Origin of the sequence: Phaeobacter sp. 11ANDIMAR09 (assembly GCF_001294455.1) — a bacterium.
Classification (GTDB): Bacteria; Pseudomonadota; Alphaproteobacteria; order Rhodobacterales; family Rhodobacteraceae; genus Pseudophaeobacter.
In genome coordinates, this window is sequence record NZ_LIKT01000019.1 from 48,149 (window position 1) to 73,145 (window position 24,997).

The 24,997-nt window shown below is 58.7% G+C and carries 23 protein-coding genes; 12 read left to right on the plus strand and 11 right to left on the minus strand.

What is annotated here, in order from left to right; genetic code table 11:
- Positions 1 to 174 precede the first annotated feature (174 nt).
- A complete protein-coding gene (gene tyrS / locus AN476_RS15580; protein ID WP_054462520.1) occupies positions 175 to 1,431 on the minus strand; it encodes a tyrosine--tRNA ligase in 1,257 nt (418 codons plus the stop codon).
- A gap of 191 nt (positions 1,432 to 1,622) precedes the next feature.
- Between tyrS and AN476_RS15585 the strand changes: the two genes are divergently transcribed.
- On the plus strand, positions 1,623 to 2,735 hold the full coding sequence (locus AN476_RS15585; RefSeq protein WP_054462521.1) for an anhydro-N-acetylmuramic acid kinase: 1,113 nt from the start codon (positions 1,623 to 1,625) through the stop codon (positions 2,733 to 2,735).
- A gap of 285 nt (positions 2,736 to 3,020) precedes the next feature.
- Here the strand turns inward: AN476_RS15585 and AN476_RS15590 are convergent, their stop codons facing one another.
- On the minus strand, positions 3,021 to 3,440 hold the full coding sequence (locus AN476_RS15590; RefSeq protein WP_054462522.1) for a cupin domain-containing protein: 420 nt from the start codon (positions 3,438 to 3,440) through the stop codon (positions 3,021 to 3,023).
- 53 nt (positions 3,441 to 3,493) lie between these two features.
- On the opposite strand from AN476_RS15590, the gene AN476_RS15595 reads away from it, so the two are divergent.
- Positions 3,494 to 4,912, plus strand: coding sequence for a YdiU family protein (locus AN476_RS15595; RefSeq protein ID WP_054462523.1), 1,419 nt, complete (start codon positions 3,494 to 3,496; stop codon positions 4,910 to 4,912).
- Positions 4,913 to 5,252: 340 nt separating this feature from the next.
- On the opposite strand, the gene AN476_RS15600 is transcribed toward AN476_RS15595, so the two are convergent.
- Positions 5,253 to 6,566 carry a DEAD/DEAH box helicase gene (locus AN476_RS15600; RefSeq protein WP_054462524.1) on the minus strand — a complete coding sequence of 438 codons (1,314 nt, stop codon included), beginning with the start codon at positions 6,564 to 6,566 and terminating at the stop codon, positions 5,253 to 5,255.
- A gap of 355 nt (positions 6,567 to 6,921) precedes the next feature.
- Here AN476_RS15600 and AN476_RS15605 point away from each other — a divergent pair, with 355 nt between their 5' ends.
- From AN476_RS15605 to eno, 3 genes are all read left to right on the plus strand, one after another.
- Positions 6,922 to 7,347, plus strand: a complete 426-nt coding sequence (locus AN476_RS15605) for a Fur family transcriptional regulator (RefSeq protein ID WP_054462525.1) — start codon at positions 6,922 to 6,924, stop codon at positions 7,345 to 7,347.
- A gap of 202 nt (positions 7,348 to 7,549) precedes the next feature.
- The gene (locus tag AN476_RS15610) at positions 7,550 to 8,473 is read left to right on the plus strand and encodes a DMT family transporter (protein ID WP_054462562.1); all 924 of its coding nucleotides are present in this window, start codon (positions 7,550 to 7,552) and stop codon (positions 8,471 to 8,473) included.
- A 174-nt stretch (positions 8,474 to 8,647) separates the two neighbouring features.
- Positions 8,648 to 9,925: a phosphopyruvate hydratase gene (gene eno / locus AN476_RS15615; RefSeq protein WP_054462526.1), complete on the plus strand. Its 1,278-nt coding sequence runs from the start codon at positions 8,648 to 8,650 to the stop codon at positions 9,923 to 9,925.
- A 164-nt stretch (positions 9,926 to 10,089) separates the two neighbouring features.
- On the opposite strand, the gene AN476_RS15620 is transcribed toward eno, so the two are convergent.
- From AN476_RS15620 to mazG, 3 genes are all read right to left on the minus strand, one after another.
- Entirely contained in the window at positions 10,090 to 10,539 is a 450-nt protein-coding gene (locus tag AN476_RS15620) for a GNAT family N-acetyltransferase (protein ID WP_054462527.1), read from the minus strand.
- Positions 10,536 to 11,477, minus strand: coding sequence for a nucleoside hydrolase (locus tag AN476_RS15625; protein WP_054462528.1), 942 nt, complete (start codon positions 11,475 to 11,477; stop codon positions 10,536 to 10,538). Before AN476_RS15625 ends, AN476_RS15620 begins: the two co-directional genes overlap by 4 nt.
- 123 nt (positions 11,478 to 11,600) lie before the next feature.
- The gene (gene mazG, locus AN476_RS15630; RefSeq protein ID WP_172684840.1) at positions 11,601 to 12,446 is read right to left on the minus strand and encodes a nucleoside triphosphate pyrophosphohydrolase; all 846 of its coding nucleotides are present in this window, start codon (positions 12,444 to 12,446) and stop codon (positions 11,601 to 11,603) included.
- A gap of 63 nt (positions 12,447 to 12,509) precedes the next feature.
- Between mazG and AN476_RS15635 the strand changes: the two genes are divergently transcribed.
- The 4 genes from AN476_RS15635 to AN476_RS15650 all read left to right on the plus strand — a co-directional run bounded on the left by AN476_RS15635 (position 12,510) and on the right by AN476_RS15650 (position 16,203).
- Complete coding sequence (locus AN476_RS15635) at positions 12,510 to 13,685, plus strand: M20 aminoacylase family protein (RefSeq protein ID WP_054462529.1); 1,176 nt, start codon at positions 12,510 to 12,512, stop codon at positions 13,683 to 13,685.
- Positions 13,686 to 13,811: 126 nt separating this feature from the next.
- Positions 13,812 to 14,780 (plus strand): agmatinase, encoded by a 969-nt coding sequence (speB, locus tag AN476_RS15640; protein ID WP_054462530.1) that lies wholly within the window; start codon positions 13,812 to 13,814, stop codon positions 14,778 to 14,780.
- Complete coding sequence (speB, locus tag AN476_RS15645) at positions 14,773 to 15,720, plus strand: agmatinase (RefSeq protein WP_054462531.1); 948 nt, start codon at positions 14,773 to 14,775, stop codon at positions 15,718 to 15,720. Before speB (AN476_RS15640) ends, speB (AN476_RS15645) begins: the two co-directional genes overlap by 8 nt.
- Positions 15,721 to 15,780: 60 nt before the next feature.
- Positions 15,781 to 16,203, plus strand: coding sequence for a DUF1499 domain-containing protein (locus tag AN476_RS15650; protein ID WP_054462532.1), 423 nt, complete (start codon positions 15,781 to 15,783; stop codon positions 16,201 to 16,203).
- 55 nt (positions 16,204 to 16,258) lie between these two features.
- Here AN476_RS15650 and AN476_RS15655 read toward each other — a convergent pair whose 3' ends face one another.
- Positions 16,259 to 16,561, minus strand: a complete 303-nt coding sequence (locus AN476_RS15655; RefSeq protein WP_054462533.1) for a hypothetical protein — start codon at positions 16,559 to 16,561, stop codon at positions 16,259 to 16,261.
- Between the two features lie 73 nt (positions 16,562 to 16,634).
- Here AN476_RS15655 and prfA point away from each other — a divergent pair, with 73 nt between their 5' ends.
- The 3 genes from prfA to AN476_RS15670 all read left to right on the plus strand — a co-directional run bounded on the left by prfA (position 16,635) and on the right by AN476_RS15670 (position 19,559).
- A complete protein-coding gene (prfA, locus tag AN476_RS15660) occupies positions 16,635 to 17,690 on the plus strand; it encodes a peptide chain release factor 1 (RefSeq protein ID WP_054462534.1) in 1,056 nt (351 codons plus the stop codon).
- On the plus strand, positions 17,687 to 18,541 hold the full coding sequence (prmC, locus tag AN476_RS15665; protein WP_054462535.1) for a peptide chain release factor N(5)-glutamine methyltransferase: 855 nt from the start codon (positions 17,687 to 17,689) through the stop codon (positions 18,539 to 18,541). The genes prfA and prmC overlap by 4 nt, the downstream gene beginning before the upstream one ends.
- A gap of 226 nt (positions 18,542 to 18,767) precedes the next feature.
- Positions 18,768 to 19,559 (plus strand): DUF4167 domain-containing protein, encoded by a 792-nt coding sequence (locus AN476_RS15670; protein ID WP_054462536.1) that lies wholly within the window; start codon positions 18,768 to 18,770, stop codon positions 19,557 to 19,559.
- A 106-nt stretch (positions 19,560 to 19,665) separates the two neighbouring features.
- On the opposite strand, the gene rsmA is transcribed toward AN476_RS15670, so the two are convergent.
- The 4 genes from rsmA to AN476_RS15690 form a co-directional block, all read right to left on the minus strand.
- Positions 19,666 to 20,514 (minus strand): 16S rRNA (adenine(1518)-N(6)/adenine(1519)-N(6))-dimethyltransferase RsmA, encoded by an 849-nt coding sequence (gene rsmA, locus AN476_RS15675; RefSeq protein WP_054462537.1) that lies wholly within the window; start codon positions 20,512 to 20,514, stop codon positions 19,666 to 19,668.
- Between the two features lie 83 nt (positions 20,515 to 20,597).
- Positions 20,598 to 21,593, minus strand: coding sequence for a 4-hydroxythreonine-4-phosphate dehydrogenase PdxA (gene pdxA, locus AN476_RS15680; RefSeq protein WP_054462538.1), 996 nt, complete (start codon positions 21,591 to 21,593; stop codon positions 20,598 to 20,600).
- Positions 21,590 to 22,849, minus strand: a complete 1,260-nt coding sequence (locus tag AN476_RS15685) for a peptidylprolyl isomerase (protein ID WP_054462539.1) — start codon at positions 22,847 to 22,849, stop codon at positions 21,590 to 21,592. The genes pdxA and AN476_RS15685 overlap by 4 nt, the downstream gene beginning before the upstream one ends.
- Positions 22,834 to 24,996, minus strand: a complete 2,163-nt coding sequence (locus tag AN476_RS15690; protein ID WP_054462540.1) for an LPS-assembly protein LptD — start codon at positions 24,994 to 24,996, stop codon at positions 22,834 to 22,836. The genes AN476_RS15685 and AN476_RS15690 overlap by 16 nt, the downstream gene beginning before the upstream one ends.
- Position 24,997: the final 1 nt, after the last annotated feature.

A 24,997-nucleotide genomic window follows, 5' to 3' on the forward strand; every position in this document is an offset into this window, starting at 1 on the left:
GCCAAATGAAGGAGAAAGCGTATCTTTTACATTTCATTTGGCCCTAAGTATCCTGGGGGTGAGCCCCCCAAGGGGCGAGGGGGCAAAGCCCCCTCAATGCAAGATCGACAGCTCAATTTTCGAAGGCCCTCAGACCGAACAGCAGGCTTTAGGTTATGGAAGTGGTACTATTCTTTAGGTTTCTAGCTGAACCAAGGCATGTCGCTTTTTTCCCGCGCTGAGCTTTATTGGGCTTAAAAGCGCGGTGGCGTCGATCATAAGCCCAGCGTCATTAAGTGGTTTGTCATCCAGCTTGGCCCCGTTTTCATTGATCAGACGCTTGGCATCTTTTCCCGATTTGGCAAGTCCGGATTTCACAATCAGCTGAACGATAGAAATGCCATCGCCAAGCTCGGCGCTCGTTAGGGTCAAGGTCGGAAGGTCGTCGCCAATGCCGCCCTTTTCAAAGACTTCGCGCGCGGTGGCTTCAGCGGCGGCTGCAGCCTCGGCACCGTGAAGCAGCTTGGTTACTTCATTTGCGAGGATGACCTTGGCGGCATTGACTTCGGAGCCAGCAAGGGCGCCAAGTCGCTCGCACTCATCCACAGGCAGCTCGGTATAGAGTTTCAGGAAACGACCAACGTCCGCATCGGTGGTGTTGCGCCAGAATTGCCAGAACTCGTAGGGGCTGCGCATATCGGCATTGAGCCAGACGGCGCCATCCTGGCTCTTGCCCATCTTTTTGCCATCAGAGGTGGTCAGCAGCGGGGAGGTCAGCCCATAGATTGAATTGTCCAGCACGCGGCGGGTTAGGTCGATACCGTTGACGATATTTCCCCATTGGTCCGAACCCCCCATCTGCAGGATACAGCCGTAGCGGCGATTGAGCTCGAGAAAGTCATAAGCCTGCAGAATCATATAGTTGAATTCGAGGAAGCTCAGGCTTTGCTCGCGATCAAGGCGCGACTTAACGCTTTCAAATGCCAACATCCGGTTGACCGAGAAATGGCGGCCAATGTCGCGCAGGAATTCGAGATAGTTGAGATCATCCAGCCATTCAGCATTGTTTAGCATCAAAGCCTTGTTGGGCGCTTCGCTGTCGTAGTCGATATAGGCCGAGAACACCTTTTTGATCCCGGCGATGTTTTCATTGATTGCAGCATCATCCAGCAGCGGGCGTTCATCGGCGCGGAAGGAGGGGTCACCCACTTTGGTGGTGCCGCCCCCCATGAGGGTGATCGGCTGGTGGCCGGTTTTCTGGAACCATCGCAGCATCATGATCTGAATGAGAGACCCCACATGCAGCGATTTTGCAGTGGCGTCAAAGCCGATATAGGCGGGTTTAACACCCTGCATCAGGGCCTCATCCAGGCCTTGATAATCGGTGCAGTCAGCAAGGAACCCGCGTTCCATCATGACAGCGACGAAGTCCGATTTTGGGTGGTAGGTCATAACATGCCTCGGCTTTTGGTTTGCGACCTGCTGTATAAGGTGCAAATGGTCCACATGGAACCTGTTTTGCCGACAAAAATGCACCAGTTTCCTGCAGTGGCGGCGGCTGCTATTCAGGCGCAAAGACACTGAGGGCTTCGAAGCGCGTATCGCATTTCATGGCGGCTCTCACACTGAAAACGGGACATCAGATGAGCAAGGCAATTGCAAAGACCGGATTTCTGCGTGCAATGGGCGCAATGAGTGGCACATCTCTGGATGGGGTGGATGTTGCTGTGCTTGAGACTGACGGCGTCGAGATCGCAGGCTTTGGTCGCTGCGGATACCACCCCTATTCCGAGGCGGAACAGGAGGTCTTGCGTGCTGGTCTTGGGCATTGGCATGGCAAGGAAGTGGTTGCTGCATCTGAAGTGGTTGAAGCGGCGCATATCTCCGCACTTTCAGGAACCGAAGGCATCGATCTGATTGGGTTTCATGGTCAGACTCTGGCTCATGCACCGCGCCTGCAGGGGACGCTACAAGTGGGAGATGGCGCGACCTTGGCTGAGGCGTTGAAGCTGCCGGTTGTTTGGGATTTCCGCAGTGATGATGTGGCAATGGGGGGGGAAGGCGCGCCCCTGGCGCCGTTCTTTCATTTTGCCTGTGCCAAATACATCAAAGCAACGGGACCGATCTGTTTTTTGAATCTCGGTGGGGTGGGCAATATCACCTTTGTTGATCCGCGCTACGATAGCCCCGAGGAACCAGGGGCGTTGCTGGCTTTTGACACTGGCCCGGCGAATGCTCCAGTCAATGACCTTTTGCAGGCTCGGCTGGGTCTGGGCTTTGACGAGGATGGTCGCGTGGCCAGCAGCGGAGAAGTTGAGACTGGGGCGCTGGAGCTTTTCTTGGCTGAACCCTATTTTTCTCGACTGCCACCCAAGTCTCTGGATAGGAACGATTTCTCAGAGATGATTGGGCTTGTGAAAGAGCTGAATGACGCAGATGCTGCAGCCACTCTTACGGCAATGTGTGCAGCTTCGGTCGTTCAGGGGATGGAGCACTGTCCGCAAAACCCATCGGCGGTTTTGGTCACAGGAGGGGGGCGGCACAATCCTGTGTTGATGCAGATGCTGACCGTTTCATTGGATTGCCCGGTTAAAAAGGTTGAAGAGGTTGGACTGGATGGTGACATGTTGGAAGCCCAGGCTTTTGCTTACCTCGCCGTACGAGTGGCCCGGGGCTTGCCAACCTCCTGTCCGGGCACAACAGGCGTCAGTGCTTGTGTTGGCGGGGGCGTGGTGAGTGTGCCAGGTGTTCGTTGAAACGCTGCAGAATTGAGCCATTTGAAGATGCGAACCGTCCCGGCATGATTAAAGAAGGGGATAGCTGATGCGAGGCTCTGCCTCGCGCTCCGGGATATTTTTGGCCAAATGAATAGGACGCCTCGTTTTCATTTGGCCAGAAGTATCCTGGGGGTGAGCGTCGAAGGCGCGAGGGGGCAAAGCCCCCTTTCTTGAGAGGCATGATAGAACTCGAAGACTGTTGGAGCGATGAAGGGTTTTGAAGCGCCAGGCCTTTTGGTTTGAATGCGGTTTGGTCAGAGGGGTTTAAGCAACCGGAATGTTAAATGAGGGGGCGGCCAGCTCAAACCCTTCGAACTGGAAACCGGGTGAGACGGTGCAGCTAACCAATGTGTAGTCTCCGGTGCTGCGGGCGGCTTGCCATTGACCCTCGGGGACGATTATCTGTGGCTCACCGGCTGTCAGGTCCGGGGTTAATAGGTGCTCTCTGGCCGGGCCGTCATCGCTTTCCGAGATTGACAGGATCAAGGGCGCGCCGGCTTGGTAGAGCCAGATTTCAGCTGCATCGACGCGATGCCAATGGCTGGTCTCCCCCCTGCGCAACAGAAAGTAGATGCAGGTGCCGCTGGGGCGGCCCTTATTCTGCGCCACCCAGGTCTGGCGATACCAACCGCCTTCGGGGTGGGGGGAGAGTTGCAGTTTTGTAATGATTTCATCCGCAGTCATCGCGATGGCACCTTCACGCTGGTATTCTTTTGTCTAGGACATATCTTGGGGCCATGGTTTTGCACATCCCCTTTGATAACTCTTATGCCCAGTTGGGTTCCGGTTTCTTTACCAAACAGTCGCCTGAACCGGCGATTGCACCCAGTCTTATCGCTTTCAACCTCCCCCTGGCCGACCTGTTGCAAGTGACAGGAAATGATCGCGCGGAGATGGCAGAGGTCTTTTCTGGCAAGCAGATTCCGGCAGGGGCAGACCCTTTGGCACAGGCCTATGCGGGCCATCAATTCGGCAATTTCAATCCGCAGTTAGGCGATGGGCGCGCGCTTTTGTTGGGAGAGGTCCTCGGCCGTGATGGCAAGCGATATGACATTCAGCTCAAAGGTTCGGGACGTACGCCTTACTCGCGTCAGGGAGATGGGAAGGCCTGGTTGGGGCCGGTCTTGCGGGAATATGTGATCTCGGAAGCGATGCATGCCCTGGGGGTTCCCACCACGCGGACCTTGGCTGCTGTTGCAACGGGTGAGACAGTCTGGCGCGAGGGCGGTTTGCCGGGAGCAGTTCTTACGCGGGTTGCCTCCAGTCACTTGCGGGTTGGCACATTTCAGTATTTTGCAGCCCGCGGTGAGACCGAGGCGCTGAAGAAGCTCACCGCCTATGCGATCCAACGCCACTACCCGCAGGCGCGGGGCGCATTGGAGCTGTTGCGCGCGGTGCGGGATGCCCAGGCGGGCTTGATTGCGGCCTGGATGTCGGTCGGCTTTATTCATGGCGTCATGAATACTGACAACTGCAGTATTTCAGGCGAGACAATTGACTATGGGCCCTGTGCTTTCATGGATCAGTATCGTGCCGACCAAGTGTTTTCCTCCATCGATCGCATGGGACGTTATGCCTTTGCAAACCAACCAAAGATTGCGGTTTGGAATCTGGCTCAGCTGGCCACGGCTTTGATCCAGCAATTGGACAATCCGCAAGAGGCCGTGGAGGAAGCTACGGCAATTATTCACGCCATGCCCTCTTTGATCGAGGTGGAATGGCTGCGCCTGTTCCGCCGTAAGATCGGATTGGAAACCATTGCGACGGGCGATCTGGAGCTCATTTCGGATCTACTGCAGGTGATGTCCGAGGGTGAGGCGGATTTTACCAATATCTTCCGCGCTTTGGCGGAGGGGACTGCGGTGGAGCAATTCAAGGACCCAACGGGCTTTGAAGCCTGGCAGAGCCGCTGGATGAAGCGGCGTCAGGTTGAGCAGAACGCTGAGGCGATCATGCAGGCTAGCAATCCGGTCTATATTCCCCGCAACCACAAGATTGAAGAGATGATTGGCACTGCAGTTGCTGGTGATTTCACCCTCTTTGAGCGGATGGGGCAGGTGTTGCAAACCCCCTATGTCGAACAGGACGGAGCCGAGGATTTGCGGCGCCCACCAGAGCCCAATGAGGTTGTCAGGGCAACCTTTTGTGGCACATAGGGCATATATTTTGCCGAAAATGGTCTGGGATCTCGCGAAATGCGGGGCCTGGAAAAACAAAAAACGGACAGGCTAGGGCCCCACGCCCAACGGCTTTTGTGGCATTTTGATGCAATGGAAGCGGGCGGGGGTACCGTGCGAAGCAGAGGAAGGGCATTTGCCTTTTTCGTGATGGTGCTTGCGGGGTGAGAGACCGCGCGGCAATGGGCGGTAAAAAATACGGCGCCCTATGAATACAGGGCGCCGTCAAGCTGGGTTCGGGAGCGGTGATTGCTCCCAGATTATTCTCCAATACCGCTTGGAATGGGACTAGCCGCGAGACGCTATTGGAGGCAAGGAATCAACGTGCCTCGCGACGGCCTTTGTTGGCTGTGCCGCCACCTGCACCCGCGGTCTTGCCCGAACCACCGGGTTTTCCGCCCCGGCGTGCCCCGCCGCCACGGCGACGGTTGCCACCGCCGGGCCGACCACCTGGTTTGCCACCGGGACGGCCACCACGAGGGGCGTCCGGGCTGGCGATTGCTTCCCAGGGGCTGCCGGATGCGGTGGGGATGGTGATCTTCATCACCTTCTGAATCGCTTTCAGCTCTTCCATCTCATCCGGAGCGCAGAAGGCCACGGCCTGACCATCCTTACCCGCACGAGCGGTTCGGCCGATCCGGTGCACATAGGCATCCGGCACATTCGGCAGCTCGTAGTTGTAGACGTATTTTACGTCCGGAATGTCCAATCCGCGGGCCGCCACATCGGTTGCCACCAGGACCTTAATCTGGCCGGATTTAAACGCCGCCAGGGCACGTTCGCGCTGACCCTGGCTTTTGTTGCCATGGATGGCGGCGGCGGCAAAGCCGGATTTTTCCAGCACTTTCATCAGCTTTTCCATACCATGTTTGGTACGGCCAAAGACCAGCGTGCGCTCATCCTTATGCTCGGTCAGCAGTTCCTTCAGCAGGCTCAGCTTCTCGGCCTTGGCGATGAAATGCACCGATTGGGTCACTTTGGCGGCGGGCTTGCCGGGCGGGGTGACTTCGATGCGCACGGGCCGGTTGAGATAGGAATTGGCGATCTCATTCATCTGCTTTGGCATGGTGGCCGAGAACAGCATGGTCTGGCGTTCCTCGGGCAACAGGGATGAGATCTTGCGCAGGGCATGGATAAAGCCGAGGTCCAGCATTTGGTCGGCCTCGTCCAGCACCAGGAAATCACAGGAGCCCAGATCCAGCGCCTTGCGGTCCAGAATATCGAGCAGACGGCCAGGGGTGGCCACCAGAATATCGGTGCCGCGCGAAATCCGCTGGATCTGCGGGTTGATCGACACACCGCCTACCACCAGACCGATCTTCATCGGGGTGCCTTCGGTCAGCGCCTTCAGGGTTGCGGCGATCTGATTAGCCAGCTCGCGGGTCGGGGCCAGAACCAGGCCACGCACGGTATGCGCGGCGGGTTTGCGGCCATAGTCCAGCATGCGCGAAATCAGCGGCACACCAAAGGCTGCGGTCTTGCCGGTGCCGGTCTGGGCCAGGCCCAGCACGTCTTCGCCGTTTAGCGCATGAGGAATGGCACGGGCCTGGATTGGGGTCGGATCCTTCAGACCCATATCGGCCAGACGGGCCAGAACTTGATCGGGCAGGCCCATGGTTGAGAATTCAGTCACGTATCGTCCTTTCGCGGCTCACTGCCTCTGGCACGAACCGTGTCGGCCAGTCGCAATATGCGCTGGCTTTTGGTGGGGCAACACCCTCTCACGACGCTGGCGACGCCAGCCCGCTGGGAATTGCGAATGCCCCACGCGTGATTTTGGGAACCTTGGTATTTCACTAGACAGCGGGTCTGTCGCGCAGAGGGCGCGTCCGTTCTGTCTCTGCTCACGCGGCAGGGAGGGATACCTGTGGTCCAAATGGCGGTATCTGTGGATAAAGTCAATGACGAGTTCTGGTGGAATTTTGGTTTTCGTCGGCCTCTTGATTGGCTAAACAGGGAGCCCAGAGTTGGATGGAAAGCAAAACGCCATGACGATTATCGCTCGATGTGAGGCCAAGGGCCTGCGGATGACCGGCCAGCGCCGGGTGATTGCCCGTGCCCTGCAGGAGAGCGCCGACCATCCGGATGTGGAAGAGCTCTATGCCCGCGCCAGTGCGCTGGATGCGGGGATTTCTTTGGCCACTGTCTATCGGACCGTCAAGCTGTTCGAAGAGGCGGGAATTCTGGACCGGCTGGAATTTGGCGATGGGCGGGCGCGCTATGAGGATGCGGATCGCGAACACCATGACCACCTGATTGATATCAATACCGGCGCCGTCATTGAGTTCTGTGATCCCGAAATCGAAGCTCTGCAAGAACGGATCGCGGCCAAGCTCGGTTATCAGCTCAAAGGGCATCGGCTAGAGCTCTACGGCGTGCCCATGAAAAAGGGTGATCCTTCCGAACACTCCTGAGGCTAGGGCGTGATCCCTGCTGCGGCTGGCCGTCGGTTAACCTATCAACTATTGTGACGTCTGCCCCAACAAACTGTTGTGACCCGTGTCGCAAATGGGCTTGCAGAAGATCAGTCTGCCCCCCATCCACGGAAGCAGCTGCGGCGGACCGAAGACTTGTGTCCCGATCCAGAGCAGCTCGCATATCTTTGGAGGGCCAGGCGTGAACAATCTAAACGGAATTCTCCTCGTCATTGCGGCCATGGCGGCCTTTACGCTGGAAGATATGTTCATCAAACACCTGTCGGGTGAAATCCCGGTGGGTCAGATTCTGATTATGCTGGGCCTGGGCTCGGGGGCTGTCTTTGCGGCTGTGGCACTGTATCGAGGCGACAATCTTTTAGCGCCTGCGGCCTGGCGGGGCGCGGCGATCCTGCGCACCCTGTCCGAGGCGGTTGGCGCCATGGCCTTTGCCACCGCACTGTCGCTGGTCGATATCTCGACCGTTGCAGCGGTGTTTCAGGCGCTGCCACTGGTGATCACCATGGGCGCGGCGCTATTCCTGGGGGAACAGGTTGGCTGGCGGCGGTGGAGCGCGATTTGTGTAGGTTTTGCCGGGGTCTTGATGATTGTGCGCCCCGGCCTGGCCGGGTTTGACCCTTCGGTGGTTCTGGTGCTTCTTTCTGTGCTGGCGATTGCGGCACGGGATCTGTTGACGCGCTTGGTCGACAGCACAGTTTCTTCGGCGGTGGTCAGCTTTCAGGCCTTTGCTTCACTGATTGTGGCGGGTGGGCTGTTGCTGGTGATGACCGGGGCAGAGGCAACCGCTGTGGATGGGCGTCAGATCGTGATGATGCTGGGGGGTATCGTCTTTGGTGTTGCAGGCTATTATGCCATTGTGACGGCGACCCGCATCGGGGATGCTTCGGCCATTACGCCATTTCGTTACAGCAGGTTGTTGTTTTCCATTCTGGTCGGCGTGCTGGTCTTTGGCGAGAGGCCTGATGCCATGACCCTGGGCGGTGCCGCGCTTATCATTGCCTCTGGCCTGTATACGTTTCTGCGCGAGCGACGCCTGGTTCGTGAACAGGTGCGCCAAGAGAGTAGACCTGTTGAAGAGGCTGCAGCGGCGGTTTCCCCCTCCTAGAGCTGCTCCTAGGTGGCGCCTGTAAAAAACGGCATCGATACCGTTGGCGCAAACAGCGAGATGTTAGCCCTAAAGGCGTGAAATAAGTGACGTTAGCGATAACGACCACTGTTTACATTTATCCCTTGGCTGCTATGACGCTGGCATCTTTTGTTGCAGTCAAGGACCGTCCAAATGAGCACAATTATCGACATCCACGCCCGCGAAATCCTCGACAGCCGGGGCAATCCCACGGTTGAGGTCGATGTGATCCTGGAAGATGGCACCATGGGCCGCGCCGCAGTACCTTCCGGGGCCTCCACCGGCGCCCATGAGGCGGTAGAGCGTCGCGATGGCGACAAGGAGCGCTACCTGGGCAAAGGCGTGCTGGAAGCGGTTGCTGCCGTCAACGGTGAGATCGCTGAAGAGCTGGTTGGCTTTGACGCCACCGAGCAGGTCGCCGTTGATGGCGCCATGATCGAGCTGGACGGCACTCCCAACAAAGCGCGTCTGGGTGCGAATGCCATTTTGGGCGTCTCCATGGCCGTGGCCAAGGCCGCTGCCGATTTCACCACCCAGCCGCTGTTCCGCTATGTTGGCGGCACCTCTGCACGGGTCCTGCCCGTGCCAATGATGAATATCATCAATGGGGGCGAACACGCTGATAACCCCATCGACATCCAGGAATTCATGATCATGCCTGTGGCGGCGGAGAATATCCGCGAAGCCGTGCGTATGGGCGCCGAGGTGTTCCATACCCTGAAGAAAGAGCTGTCGGCTGCGGGTCTCTCCACTGGTATCGGTGACGAGGGTGGCTTTGCTCCTAACATCGCCTCCACCCGCGAAGCACTGGATTTTGTTCTGAAATCCATCGAGAAAGCAGGGTATCGCCCCGGCGAAGAAATCTACCTGGCCTTGGATTGCGCCGCGACTGAGTATTACAAGGATGGCAAATATGTGCTGTCCGGTGAGGGCAAGGTGCTGTCTTCGGCTGAGAACGTCGATTATCTGGCTGCTCTGGTGAACGATTATCCGATCATCTCGATCGAAGACGGCATGGGCGAAGATGACTGGGAGGGCTGGAAAGCCCTGACCGATGCGATCGGTGACAAGGTGCAGCTGGTTGGGGACGATCTGTTTGTGACCAATCCCGCCCGTCTGGCCGAAGGCATTCAGCGTGGCAGCGCCAATTCGATGCTGGTCAAGGTGAACCAGATCGGCACCCTGACCGAGACCCTGAAAGCCGTGGATATGGCCCATCGTGCCGGTTTCACCAATGTGATGTCGCACCGTTCGGGCGAGACCGAGGATGCCACCATTGCCGACCTGGCCGTGGCCACCAATTGTGGTCAGATCAAAACCGGCTCACTGGCGCGCTCGGACCGGTTGGCGAAATACAACCAGCTGATCCGCATTGAGGAAGTGCTGGGCGAAGTGGCTGAATATGCAGGCCGCTCAATCCTGAAGGGATAAGCCCCAGGGTTGCCAAATGGGCTGAAGCGGTGGCTTCAGGCAGTTTTAGGAAGGGCAGCCCACCGGGCTGCCCTTCCGGTCTTTGGGGGATGTGACGGATCGCCGCCAGCTGCGGCATCCGGGGCAGTGTGTCGCAGGGCCTTTCAGGGAGAGAAAGCCAGCAGTCAGAGGACCTTTGTCATCAACATGTATCTCTCGCGCGGCGCGAACCTGCTGCGTTGATAGAGCCGCTGAGCCTGTTGGTTGTCCCGATCGACCTCGAGATGCAACGCCTTGACCCCAGCCTCAGCCAGGGTTTTGGGCAATGCGATCAAGACTTCAGAAGCGAGGCCGCGTCCGCGCACGGGTGGGCGGATGTAGATCTCGTCGACGAAGCCATCCATGCCGCCGAACTCGACCGACCAGCCAAAGGTCACTACGATATAGCCAATGGGCGCGCGGGTGGGACCGATGATATAGACGGCCCCATAGGGGATGCCTTCCAACAGCGGTACGATGCCCGCGCGGCGTTGGTCGGGGCTGGTTTGCAGACCTGCCTCTGCATGAAAGGCCTCCACCAGGCTCAGCAGCCTGTCCAGGTGCTCGGGGCGGGCCAGATGCAGGGCCGCGGTCATAGCTGTGCCAGTCGGTCAGTGATGAGGGTGAAGAATCCATCGGCATTCAGATCACCGATGAACAGCACATTGGGGCTGCGGTTGGTGACCCCCCACCAATCGGCGACGGTCATGCCAAGGGTCAGCTCAGACTGGGTTTCGATCTCGACATTGATCCGGCGGCCCGAAAACAGATTGGGCTGGATCAGATAGGCAATGACGCAGGGGTCATGCAGGGGGCCGCCGTCAGAGCCGTATTTTTCGATATCGAACCGCTCAAAGAAGTCGAGCATTTCTGCGGTGAAATGGCCGACAGAGGTGTTCAGGTTTCGCAGGGCCTCAATGCGCGGGCGAGTGGTCAGCGCCTTATGGGTGACATCCAGCGGCATCATAGTGATTTCTGCCCCGGATTTCAGCACAATGTCAGCAGCTTCCGGGTCGACGTAGATGTTGAATTCAGCCGCAGGAGTGACATTGCCAACCTCGAAATAGGCGCCGCCCATCAAGACGATCTCTTGCACCCGTTCAACGATATCCGGCGCGGCCTGAAAGGCGGCAGCAATATTGCTGAGCGGCCCCAACGGGCAAAGGGTGACGCTGCCTGCAGGCTCGCGGCGCAGGGTTTCAATGATGAAATCGACGCCGTTCTGCGCCTGTAGCGGCATCGTTGGTTCAAACAGGTCAGGGCCATCGAGGCCGGTCTTGCCATGGACTTCTTCGGCGGTGACCAGAGGGCGGCAGAGCGGCGCATCGCGCCCGGCAAAGACCGCCACATCGGGGCGCCCGGCCACCTCGCAGATGATGCGGGCATTTCTTTGGGTCAGCGACAGCGGCACATTGCCGGCCACGCAGGTGATTCCCAATACTGTGATCTCTTCCGGGCTGGCCAGGGCCAGGAGCAGCGCGACGGCATCATCCTGACCGGGGTCTGTGTCGATAATTACCTTACGGGCGGTCATGGCATGGTCCTGTGGCAAAAGGTGAGCCTCGCAGCGGGGCGTGACATTGTCCAGCGTGGCGCTGCGGGTGAGGCTGGCAATTTGAATACTTATGGAAAGATGATGCCAGGGTCAGCCCCTGGGTCAGCCTGTGTCTCTCTCGTCTGCCTTCACCGCATCCCAAAGCGCATCCATTTCTGCCAAGTCGCTGTCTTCAGGCCGTTTGCCCCGTTGAGACAGTTTTGCTTCGACGCCTTCAAAGCGGCGGATGAACTTGGCATTGGCGCGGCGCAGGGCCGCCTCGGGCTCGACGCCGAGGTGGCGGCCCAGATTGGCCATGACAAACATCAGATCTCCAAACTCCTCTTCGACCTCGACCTGAGTCAGCTCGGCGCGGGCCTCGGCCAGTTCGGCGCTTTCTTCGGCGATCTTGGCGATGACCTGATCAACCGCGGGCCAGTCAAAGCCGACACGGGCGGCACGTTTTTGCAGCTTGTAGGCGCGTAGCAGTGCGGGGAGACCGACGGCGACGCCGTCCAGGGTGCCGGTCTCTTGGTTTCCTGCGCGCTCAGCGGCCTTTATGGCTTCCCAGTCGGCAGTCTGCTGGTCGGCGCTTTTGTTGCGGGTTTCATCGCCAAAGACATGCGGATGGCGTGAGACCATCTTGTTGGACATGGCGGTCACCACATCCTGAAAGGTGAAATGCCCGGCCTCGGTAGCCATCTGCGCGTGAAAGACCGATTGAAACAGTAAATCCCCCAGCTCGCCCTTGAGCTCATCCCAGGCTTCACGTTCGATGGCATCAGCCACCTCATAGGCTTCTTCGATGGTGTAGGGGGCAATGGAGGCAAAATCCTGCTCCAGATCCCAAGGACAGCCGTGGGAGCGATCGCGCAGGGCCTGCATGATTTCCAACAGCCGTTCGATCCCGGCGGATTCGTTTTTGATCAGGGCCATGTCAAAGGGCCGTTTTTGGGATGTATCGGGCATTGCAGCCTCTCTTGTTCCTGTGTCAGATGCATCAATCCCGATCCTCGCACTGGAGTCCAGCCCATGGCCGTCGTTAACCGCATTGCTGATTTTGCCCCCGAGATGAAGACCTGGCGTCAGCATCTGCATCAGATCCCCGAACTGGCATTGGATCTGCCCAAGACAGCTGCCTATGTGGCAGAGCGACTGCGCGAGATTGGCGTGGATGAGCTGCACGAGGGCATTGCCACCTCGGGCATGGTGGCGATTATCAATGGCCGTGACAACGGGCAGGGCCTGGGGCCGACCATTGGCCTGCGTGCCGATATGGACGCCCTGCCGATTCCGGAAGAAACCGGTGTCGATTACCTGTCGCAACATGCGGGCAATATGCATGCCTGTGGCCATGATGGTCACACGACCATGTTGTTGGGGGCGGCCAAATACCTGGCTGAGACACGCAATTTTGCTGGCCGGGTTGCGCTGATCTTCCAACCCGCCGAAGAGGCGATTGGCGGCGCGCGGATCATGGTGGAAGAGGGGATCATGGGACGGTTTGGCATTGGCGAGGTCTATGCGTTGCACAATGCGCCGGGATTGCCTGTGGGGGCGTTTTTGACCTCGCCGGGTGCACTGATGGCGGCGGTGGATACCTTCCACATTAACATTCAGGGGGTTGGCGGGCATGGCGCGATGCCGCACGAGACCCGTGATCCGGTGATGGCGGCCTGCGGGATTGCGCAGGCGATCCAGACGATCATCAGCCGTAATCATCACACGCTTGAGGATCTGGTGGTTTCTGTCACGCAAATCCACACGGGCACCGTTGATAATGTGATTCCGGATACTGCCTATATCAATGGCACCGTGCGCACCTTTAATCCTGAGGTTCAGGCCATGGTAATGCGCCGTATGGAGGAGATTGTTGCCGGTCAGGCCGCGAGCTATGGGGTGACGGCTGATCTGGACTATGAGGTTGGCTATCCGGCCACCATCAACGACGCGGCAAAGGCGGCGTTTGCCGCCGAGATCGCTGGTGAGGTCTCGGGTCCGGAAAACGTCGAAGCCGATGGGGGCCGGGAAATGGGCGCCGAGGACTTTTCCTATATGTTGAATGCCCGCCCCGGAGCCTATCTGTTCTTGGGCCAGGGAGAGGGGGCAGGGCTGCATCACCCCAAATATGATTTCAATGATGAGATTGCGCCCATTGGCGCGTCCTTCTTTGCCCGCCTGGTGGAACGCGCCCAGCCCTTGGAATGAGCAGAGGTGACAGGAGATCAGAAACCGGGTATCGCTGTTTTCATAATATGATCAAATTTTGCCTGACAGCAGGGGCGAAGGGGAGATCCTTTGCCTGATGCGGGGTGGAGAACAGGGCGAACCAACATGGCACTTGAAGATGCAAAACACTCAATTGATGCAGCTTTTACCCGGAAAGACCTGAAGGGGCTGAGTTTTGAGATCACCTTTGGCGGGGCAATGTCCTTCCTGCGACGCAAATATACCAAGGATCTGACCGGGGTGGATATTGCCGTTACCGGGGTGCCATTTGATCAAGCTGTCACCAATCGCCCCGGAACCCGACTGGGGCCGCGGGCCATCCGCGAGGCCTCTTCTCTGCAAAGTCCGGATGAACCCTATGGCTGGCCCCATCGTCCGCTCAGCACCCTGGCGATCGCTGATTACGGCGATATTGCCTTTGATCATGCAAATGTTGCCGCCTTTCCCGCAGCCCTGACCGAGCATATTCGCGGGATTTTGGCGCAGGACACGGCCTCGGTGGTATTGGGGGGGGATCACTATATCAGCTTTCCGATCCTCAAAGCCTATGCCGAAAAATATGGCCCCATCTCGCTGCTGCAGTTTGACGCCCATACCGATACCTGGCCGGACGACAATATGGATCGTATTGATCACGGCACCATGTTCTACAAAGCGGTAAAATCTGGCATCGTGGACCCCGAAACCTCGGTCCAGGTGGGGATCAGAACCACCAATGACGACACACTGGGGGTAAATATCATTGATGCTGCCACCGTGCATGAGATCGGCCCGGTTGAGACCGCACGCCGGATCAAAGAGATCCTGGGGGATCGCCCGACCTATCTGACTTTTGACATCGACGCACTGGATCCCGCCTATGCACCGGGCACCGGCACCCCAGTCTGGGGCGGTCTGACCTCTGCGCAGGCAGCACGCATCTTGCGCGAGATCGCAGGTATCAATATCAAGGGCGGCGATGTGGTGGAGGTTTCACCTCCTTTTGACACCACCGGAGCGACCGCAATTGCCGGGGCTCATGTGGCAACGGAAATTATCTGCCTTCTGGGCTGGAATATGAGAGACAATGGCTGAGTTTAATCAACCGATTAGTGGCAATGATCTGGCCCGGTTCTCCGGGCCGAGCACCTTTATGCGTCTGCCGCAGGCGACCTCGCTTGAGGGGTTGGATGTAGCCTTTCTTGGAGTGCCGATGGATATCGGAACCTCCTGGCGCTCGGGGACGCGGTTTGGTCCCAAGCAGATCCGTTCGGAGAGTGCCATGCTGCGGCCCTATAACATGGCCACAGGAGCGGCGCCTTTTGACAGTCTGAATGCCGGCGATATTGGTGATCTGGCGATCAATACCTTCTCGCTGAAGGAATCGCTGCGCATCATCGAGGAAAGCTATCAGGCGATCCTGGGCGGCAATGTGATCCCGATGGCCATGGGAGGGGATCATTCGATCACCCTGCCGATTCTGCGCGCGATTGCAGCCAAGTACGGGCCCGTCGCATTGGTGCATGTGGATGCCCATGCCGATGTGAACGACGATATGTTTGGCGAGCGTGAAACCCATGGCACCGTGTTTCGCCGGGCCTATGAAGAGGGTTTGATTGTCGCAGACAAGACCTATCAGATTGGCATTCGTGGCACAGGCTATGGCGCCGATGATTTCACCGAGGCCCAGGGCTGGGGCTTTCAGCAGTTCCCCGCACAGGAGCTTTGGGGGCGGCAATTGCACAATATGGGCGCTGAAATTCGCCGCGATATTGGCACCCGTCCAGTCTATATCACCTATGATATCGACAGCTTGGACCCGGCCTATGCGCCCGGTACCGGCACGCCCGAGATCGGCGGCTTGACCACACCGCAGGCGCTGGAGCTGATCCGCTCGCTGAAGGGGCTCAATATTGTGGGCTGTGATCTGGTGGAGGTCTCGCCGCCCTATGATACCACGGGCAATACGGCGCTGACTGCGGCTAATTTGCTTTATGAGATGATGTGCGTTCTTCCGGGCGTCAAGTCACGTTAAGCTCCTGTATGCAAACCTCCTGCTGGGGGATATAGATCTGCAACGGGAGACAGGGCCAAGATGGGGAAGATAATGATGCTGATTTGGGTAGTGCTGGCGGTCGTTGTGGTGATTGTCGGCTTTGTCCGATTGGCTCCCGTCGACCCGTTTGATTGGAATACTCAGCCGGAACTCTCTGAAGACAAAGAGTTTCGTGGCGGGGTCTTCAAGGTTGTACGCACCGGACCCGAGGGCTTGCGAGCCTTTGATCGCATTGCCAGTGGTGCACCGCGCACCACCCTGTTGGCAGGCTCGGTTGAAGAGGGCATGGCGACATATGTGACTCGCACCAAGGTCATCGGCTTTCCAGATTACACCACTGCACGCCAGGATGGGGACCTGCTCAAGGTCTATGCCCGGTTGCGCTTTGGCCGCTCGGACCTGGGGGTCAACAAGGCACGTATTGATGGTTGGTTGTCCCTGATGCCACAGACACAGGACTAGTGCAGAAGGCTTGCGGGTCCCTCTTTTGCGATCCACAGGCCAATAGGCAGGATTCTTAAAGATCGGGAAGCTGGGCTATTGCCACGGAATAGGGGGCTGGGGGAGCTTGTAGATCTGCCGAAAGGCAATTGGCCTGCACCTCGCGCCACATCGGCACATTCAGTGACATCTGGCACTGGGCCAGAAACTGGAGCCCGTCGACATTGAGACAACGTATTTCCCCCAGATCAACCCGCGCACCGCTTTTATCGGTGCAGTAGCAATCAATCACCTTGCCACCGGGGCCCAGCACATCGGCTAGGCTGGGGCTGGCTGACAGGATCAGGGCGAAAGTAACAAGTGCTCTGGCATGTTGCATGGAGCTAGCATATCACAGAAGCCACAGACTGCCAAAGTGGCAGGAGAACATTCCACAAGACGATGAGGCGCGGATGATCCCCCAAGAGCGGCTAGAACAGATCCTGCAACGGTTCCAGTATCTTGAAGCCTCGATGGCAGAGGGCGTGAGCGGTGCTGATATTGCTGCCCTGGCGCGGGAATATTCCGAGATCAAACCGGTGGCCGAACAGATCGCCGCCTATCGCCAATTGCTCAGCGATCTGGAAGAGGCCGAGGTCATGCTCTCGGATCCGGATATGAAGGAACTGGCGGAGGAAGAGGTTCCTGCCTTGAAGGCTGCCTTGCCGCAGGCTGAGGAGGCTCTGCAGTTGGCGCTCCTGCCCAAAGATGAAGCCGATGCACGCCCGGCAATGTTGGAAATTCGCCCGGGCACCGGTGGCGACGAGGCCGCTCTTTTTGCTGGTGATCTCTTGCGTATGTATCAGCGCTACGCTGAGGCCCGGGGCTGGAAATTCGAGATTATCGAAGAGCAGGCCACTGAACTGGGCGGCATCAAGGAGGTTGTGGCCCATATCAAGGGCGACAATGTCTTTGCCAGAATGAAATATGAGAGCGGCGTTCACCGTGTCCAGCGCGTGCCGGTGACCGAAAGCGGCGGCCGTATCCATACCTCGGCGGCCACAGTTGCGGTGTTGCCGGAGGCGCAGGAGGTCGATGTGCAGATCGATCCTGCCGATATTCGTATTGATACCATGCGGGCCTCGGGCGCAGGTGGACAGCACGTCAACACCACCGATTCTGCCGTCCGCATCACCCATATTCCCACCGGGGTCATGGTGGTCAGCGCCGAGAAATCCCAGCACCGCAACCGCGAGATTGCCATGCAGGTCCTGCGCGCACGGCTCTATGATCTGGAACGTCAGCGGGTGGATAGCGAACGCTCTGCCGATCGTGCCAGCCAGGTTGGCTCAGGCGATCGCTCGGAACGCATCCGCACCTATAATTTCCCACAGGGGCGCATGTCGGACCACCGCATCAACCTGACACTCTACAAGCTGGACCAAATTATGCAGGGCGATCTGGATGAAATCATCGATGCCCTGACAGCAGACAATCAGGCGCGGCTGCTGGCTGAAATGGGCCAATGACGGATCTGCGAGGCTCAGTCACCGCGGCGCAGGCCATGGCCGCGGCCGCGGCCCGGCTGCGGGCGGCTGGGGTCGATGACCCGGCACGCGATGCCCGGGTTCTGTTGGCCCATGCCGCCCGGATCGAGGCCAGCCGGGTCACGCTGATAGCGCCGGAAGATCTCGAACCCGAAGTGGCTGAGCGCTACGAGCAGCTGATCGCCCTGCGGGCGGTGCGGGTGCCGGTCTCGCATTTGCTGGGGGAGCGAGAGTTCTATGGTCGCCGCTTCAAGGTGTCCAAGGATGTGTTGGACCCGCGCCCCGAAACAGAAACCCTGATCGAGGTGGCCCTTGCTGAACCCTTTGAGCGGGTGCTGGATCTTGGGCTTGGGTCAGGCTGCATTCTGGTGACGCTGCTGGCCGAATGCCCGCAGGTCAGCGGGCTGGGGGTGGATCTCAGCGAAGCGGCCTGTCTGCAGGCCAGTGCCAATGCAGTTTTGCACCGGGTCGAGGCACGCACGGACATTCAGCAGTCGGATTGGTTTTCCAATGTCACCGGCACTTTTGATCTCATCGTATCTAACCCGCCCTATATTGCCCTGGACGAGATGGCAGATCTGTCCCCCGAGGTGCGTCAGCATGAGCCGAATATGGCTCTGACAGACGGTGGGGACGGCCTGGCGGCCTATCGCGCGATTGCCGCCGGCGTGGGGGCGCATCTGCGTCCTGGTGGACGTCTGTGCCTGGAAATTGGCCCGACCCAGGGGGCGGATGTTGCCGCGCTGCTGCAAGCAGCGGGCTTGAGCGATATTGCCGTGCTGCCGGATCTGGATGGTCGTGACCGGGTTGTTTTTGCCAGAAATGGCGCCTGATAGGCCGATTTCGTGCAAAAATTTGTATTTTTGAAAGAAACTTCGCGAAATATCAAAGCCACCTCTTGTCTGAAGGCATAGAAAGTGGTTACTCAAGTTGTCGCTCAAAAAACGGCGAGGTTACTCTACCTCCCAGCGACACCAAGCCCAAAATAGTCGATCATCCGGCGCAATGATGCGCTGAATTGGATCCATGACACATGAAATTAAGGCTGACGTTAGGCATATGAGATCGTCAAAATCACGTTCGCGTTCCAAGTCGAACCGAAATCGCCCCAATGGGGTCAATGTTGTTAATCGCGTCTTCGACAGCTCCGGCCCCGAGGGCAAGGTGCGCGGGACTCCGCAACAGATCATCGATAAGTACAACCAGCTGACACGGGACGCTCAATTGAGCAATGACCGTGTCGCCGCTGAGAACTTTCAGCAGCACGCTGAGCACTATCTGCGTCTTTTGAATGAAGCGCAGCGCGAGATTGACGCGCGACGCGAAGAGCAAGAGCGCCAGAACCGTGAGCGTCAGGCTGATCGCGATCGGGAACGCGCAGAGCGGCTGGAACGTCAGGAGCGCGAGGCGTCAAACAATCAGGCGTCGCAGCAGCAAGCCGCGCCCGCGCGACAGCAGCAGCCAAAATCCGGCGCTTCTGGTGCAGAGGCTCAGGGGGATGCAGCGGCTGCTCCCTCCCGTCAGGACCCGGCCAATGCGCCGCAACCCGATGTGATTGATCCGCGTGACGTGGCCAGTGCAGATGCGCAGGACAGTGGTCTGGTGGAGACGCCAGAAAGCAACGGGCAGGAGCCTGATGCAGCATCCCCGGCGAAAAAGCCTGCAGCCCGTAAGCCACGCAGCCGCAAGCCTGCGGCCCCCAAAGCGGCGGCGGACTCGGCTGAGGCCAAAGAGGCAGAGACCGCTGGAGCGGCTGACGAGACTGCAAAAGAAGCAAAACCAAAGCGCGCACCACGCGCTCGCAAACCAAAGCCTGTAAAGCCAGAGGATGCGCCCGAAGCGGCTGAATAAGCTCTGCCTTGGGATAGTTTGAAAAAACCGGCCACTCTGCGGAGGGCCGGTTTTTTAATGTTCGTAGTCCAAAAGATCACCGCGCTGAGCAGCGAGCGCTAGGGCCTCATCCATCCAGGGGTTTGATGCTGCGGGCCAGGGCGCAGAATTCTTCCAGGCTGACCTGCTCGGCGCGTTCGGTTGGGGCAATGCCTGCGGCCTTCAGGTGGTCCTCGATGTTTGGGGCCACGCTTTTGAGGCTGGCGCGCAGCATCTTGCGGCGTTGGTTGAAACCGGCGGCCACGACCCGCGACAGGGTGGCGGCATCGGCCGGAAAGCGTGGCTGCTCCAGAGCGGTCAAATGCACTACGGCGCTATGGACCTTTGGCGGTGGACTAAAGGCCTCTGGCGGGAGAGACAGCACAATGCGGGCCTCCGCGCGCCACTGGGCCAGCAGCGCCAGACGGCCATAGGCCTTACTGCCGGGCTGGGCGACGATACGCTCTGCCACCTCGCGTTGAAACATCAGGGTGAGGCTTTGCCAAAAGGGCGGCCATTGCTTGGGGGTGAGCCAGCGCACCAAAAGCTCGGTGCCGACATTATAGGGCAGGTTGGCGGCAATCCGCACCGGCGGTGTCAGATGCGCCAGGGGATCAATATCAAGCGCATCGCCATTGATCACCTCCAGCTGGCCGGGATAGGCCTCGGCAATTTCGGCCAGGGCGGGCATGCAGCGGCTGTCTTTTTCGACCGCCAGCACCCGGCGCGCGCCTTCGGCCAGCAACCCACGGGTCAGGCCGCCGGGGCCGGGGCCAATTTCCAGCACATCACATTCCGTCAGATCGCCGGCTTGGCGGGCGATTTTTGAGGTCAGGTTGAGATCGAGCAGGAAGTTCTGTCCCAGCGATTTACGGGCCAGCAGCTGGTGGGTGTCGATGACCTCACGCAGGGGAGGCAGGGAGTCGATGGCGCTCATGTCGATATGTCCAGGGCGCGCGACCTTACGGGGCGCCAGTCAAAGAAAGGGTGAGGCCGGGATAGGCAGTCGGCCCTAAGGCGTCAAGTGGGCGAAGCGCTGCGCTGTGCCATGCTCTGCGCCAGTTTCAGGGCTTCAACCAGGCTAGACGGATTTGCTTGCCCGCTGCCAGCGATGTCAAAGGCGGTGCCGTGATCCGGGGATGTGCGGATAAAGGGAAGTCCCAGGGTCACATTGACGCCTCGGTCGAAATCCAGCGTCTTGATCGGGATCAGTGCCTGGTCGTGATACATGCAGACGGCGGCGTCATAGCGGGCACGGGCAGCGGCATGAAACAATGTGTCCGCGGGATGTGGTCCGGTGAGGGTCATCCCCTTTGCGTTCAGTTCGGAGACCAGATCATTGATCCAGACCAGTTCTTCCTGACCCATAGCACCGCTTTCGCCAGCATGGGGGTTCAGCCCGGCAACGGCGATGCGCGGCTGTTGGATGCCAAACTGGTCGGCCAAACCCTGGGCAGTGATTGCGATCACCTCTTGCAACAGTTCCGGCGTCAGAACCTGTGGAACCTCGCGCAGGGCGATATGGATGGTGGCTGGCACAACGCGCAGGGAAGGACTTGCCAGCATCATCACGACACGGCTGCGCCCGGCCAGATGGGCCAGAAATTCGGTATGTCCCGGAAAGGCAAACTGCGCCCCGTCAATCAGCGCTTTCTTGTGGATCGGGGCAGTGCAGAGCGCCGCGGCCTCTCCGGAGCGCACCAGCGCGACACCGTGTTCGATGGACTGCACCACACCAGGAGCATTCAACGGATCGGCCTGACCTTTCTGCGTGGAGCCTGCAAACTTAAGAGGCAACACCGGCAGGGCTTGAGCACAGACCTTTAGGGCTTCAGACGGGGTCTTGATCATGGCAACAGGGGTGTCTGACGGCAGATGCGCAGGATCACCGATCCAAAAAAAAGGGCAGCTCTCTTTCAAGAGCTGCCAGGCTTTGGATGTAATCTCGGGACCAATGCCTGCGGGCTCCCCACAGCTCAGCGCGATGGGGGGCAAGTGAGGTGTTGCGGGCCTCATTTCTCGATGATCAGGGCGTCGGCCCGAAGCTGTTCAAGCAGGCTATCTGACAAAGAGCCCATACGTTGCTGTACCAGGGCATTGGCCACAGTTTCGCGCGATTCACCTTCGCCCAATTCGGCGGTACGTCCGCAAAGCATTAGAACCATCAAGGTTTGGCCCTCGTTGCGGGTGAGGTTGAGGGAGGTCTCATTGGGGTCCAACTTGGCCAGCTCAATGGCGATATCCTGGGGGATTTCCGCAGGCACCAGGCTTTGGCGGTCCAAGAGGCTTGGGTCTTGGTCCTTGGCAATACCATAGAGATCGTCACAGGTGTCGATCCTATTCACAACCTCCTGCCCCTGAGCCAGGGCTTCGGGGCTGCGCCCGCCGGGAATATAGTAGGCCGCATATTCAATGGCGGCATAGCGCTGGCTGCCACCGGTGGTTTCGCGAACGCCCCGCATCTGGAACATCGCAACCGCTCCCTGCAGGGGCAAGGGTTCGGTGATCTCGCCAGGTTCAAGTGCCAGTACAACCGGTTGCAGCTGCGGTGGGAGTTTGGTGAGATTCATCCAGGGCAGGCGGCCGCCATTTGAACGGCTGTCAGAGGCGGAATACTGAGAGGCCGTCGCAGAGAAGGCAGCAAGAGTGGTCAATGTGCCCACATGGTCGGTGAGCTGCTGGACCTGCTGAGCATTCTGCTCATTCAAGGGCACGATCAGCTCAGACAGCAGCACCTGCACGCCGCCGGATCCAGCGCGCCCCATGGCGCGGTCAATCTCTTCTTCGCTTGGTCGCGCCTGGGCCAGAAAGCGCCCGCTGATATATTCACGCCAGCCGATGCCTACCTCGGTGTAGTCACGCACTGTCTCCGGGCTAATGCCGTTTTCTTGCAGAACCTTAAGAAACTCATTGAGGCCGAGGCTGGCCCGGCCGGCAAGCTCGGTCATGCCGGCGGTGATCTCTTCCTCTGTTGGAATGATGCCGACTTTAGCCAGTTCTGCGAGCTTAAGCCGATCTTTGATCAGCTCTTCGCGGGCCTGGACTTCTGGATTGCCAGGCGCGCGCAAAATCCCCATGAACAGGGCGCGCTGCTTCAACTCGTAGTTAGTGATGACTGCGCTGTCGACGGTGATGGCGGGCGAGAACAGCCCCTGCGCAGCAACGGGCGCGGCAGTGCCAAAGAGCGCAACGGTCAAAGAGAGGGCGGCTGCCGTTCGGGAAATGCCGCGGATCAGGGATGCGGAGAAGGCCTGGGTCAAGAGTGTCTGCATGATCGCCTGTACTGTTTGCTGCCGTTATTGACTGAGAACCCGTTCATGGAAATCGAAAATCCAAAATCCGTAGAGGGATCTACGCTTGTTGTTGAGGTATAGCGACGGTTTACCGAAAGGTCGACCGTCATGCATTCATTGCTGTAGGCTAAGCCGATACCTGCCCGCGTCGCACGTGAATCGGAAATATCATAGCGCAGGTTGGCGCTGGCTTTCCAGCTGGGAGACACTTCATAGGAGCCGTCGACCCAAATCTCGGATGTCTCCGTGGTGCGGTTCTCGGCTGTGTCCGTTCCAAGCCAGAGATAGCTGCCTGAAAGGGCCAGTGCGTCGTGATACCAGTCACCACGCACTTCGGCTTTGGAGAAGTTCACAGAATCGTTGAGCAATCCGCGAGCGGTAAGGGCAATACTATCATTGAACTTCAACTGGCCCGCCAATAGCAGGTCCGAAGTGGTGTCTCCCAGACCCGAGCTTTTGGTGAACCGAGTGTCTGCGTCTTGCCGGATCACCTGGCCGACTGTTGCATAGGCCTGCCAGCCACTGCTGGCATAGCGGGCCCAGTTGAAGCCATAGGCCAGGGTGAGCCCGTCTTCGCGCGCGTCTAGCGCCGGGAAGCGTGACAGGGACAAGAGGTTGCCCTGATCAAATTCAACATAGTTGCTCTCATCTCTGGCCACAGAATCGCCGATCACATTGCTCCAGCCAAGTTGAACGATGGGTTCAAAGAACTGTACAGCGCCGCTGGCGTCGGTTTTTGACATCGGCAAGCGCAGGGTAAGGGCTGATCGTGGCGTGATGCGCGAGCTATGTTCCGAATAATAGGAATCGTCATAGGTGGTGAAACCATCAATGGCCGAGCCGAGCTCCCATTCCAGTTCCATCCCACTTGCCAGACGCCAACTGCGTCGCCAGTCGAGGTCGGCCGAGACCCGGCCGTGATCGCGACCATTCGGAGCGGTTAGGCTGCCTTCGGTATCCGAGGTGCGATTGTGACCATGGGCTTCCAGGGTCAGCCTGGTTTCCCCTCCGATAGAGGTCGGGAAGTATCGCTTTTGATAGTAAATCTCCCCAATGGAAGAGGGGATCAGATCCTGGTCTTCAGTATCACGCAGGGTTTTGAAATTAATAAGAGCGGCATGCAGCAGGCTGTCACGCCGCGCCTGGGTCAGGGTGACCTCGGATCTCAAACGGTCCAAATCGGGCAGGCTGTAATCGGCGATATAGGCATCATCCGAGACTGTCTTGAGATCAAACTCCAGCTGGAAATCCTGCTGCAGGTCAAACTGCCCAGTCGCAAACAGATAGCCGCGGCCTTCATTTGGTTGCAGATCATCGCGGGTATAGGCGCCTTCCAGCTCGATGGAGCCATGACGGAAGGCCTGACGATATCGGGCATCCAGTGTACGCGTGCTGCTCGACAAATAGGGGGACAGCGTCAGATCCCGGCTTTCCCCGAGGGTAAAGAAGTATGGGATCTTGACCCCTGTGCCCAGGTTGGAGGTGGTGCGGATCGATGGGACCAAAAATCCACTGGTGCGCTTGAGATTGGGATCCGGAAGACGCACGGCGGGGAAGTAGAACACCGGGACATCCAGCACTCTCACCTGGGCGTTTTCAAAATAGAGCTGCTGTTCGACCTGATCATGGATCACCCGTTCAGCGCGGATCTGCCAAAGCGGCGGTTTGCCGTCCTCGCAGACATGGCAGGATGTGACCGAAGTCTTGTAGAGCTGGGTATAGCGACCGCCAACGCGGGTCATTTGCAGCGAGGCCAGTTGCAATTGCTGGCGAAAGACCATGCGTGCGCCAGTCAACAGCCCGTCGCGCAGGCTGCGATCTAGCTCGGCGGCATTGGCCAGAATGGTGACGTCACCGCTCTGGTCAATCCGGATTGGGCCTTCGATTTGCAGCGTACCCGAACTTTCCTCAAAGGTGATCCGCTGCGCTTGCAGACGGATATCACCCTGGAAGGCTTCGACATTGCCCTTGGCGATCAGCTGCCGCTCTGGGGTGATGAACAGTTGATCCGCAACCAGAATCGCGGGCTGTTGTGCCGCAGGGGGCGTGTTCTCCTGCTGGGCGCCCGCAGGCGGGGCAATGACCAGCCAGGGCAGAACCACCGAGAGCAATAGGGCGCGGCGCATA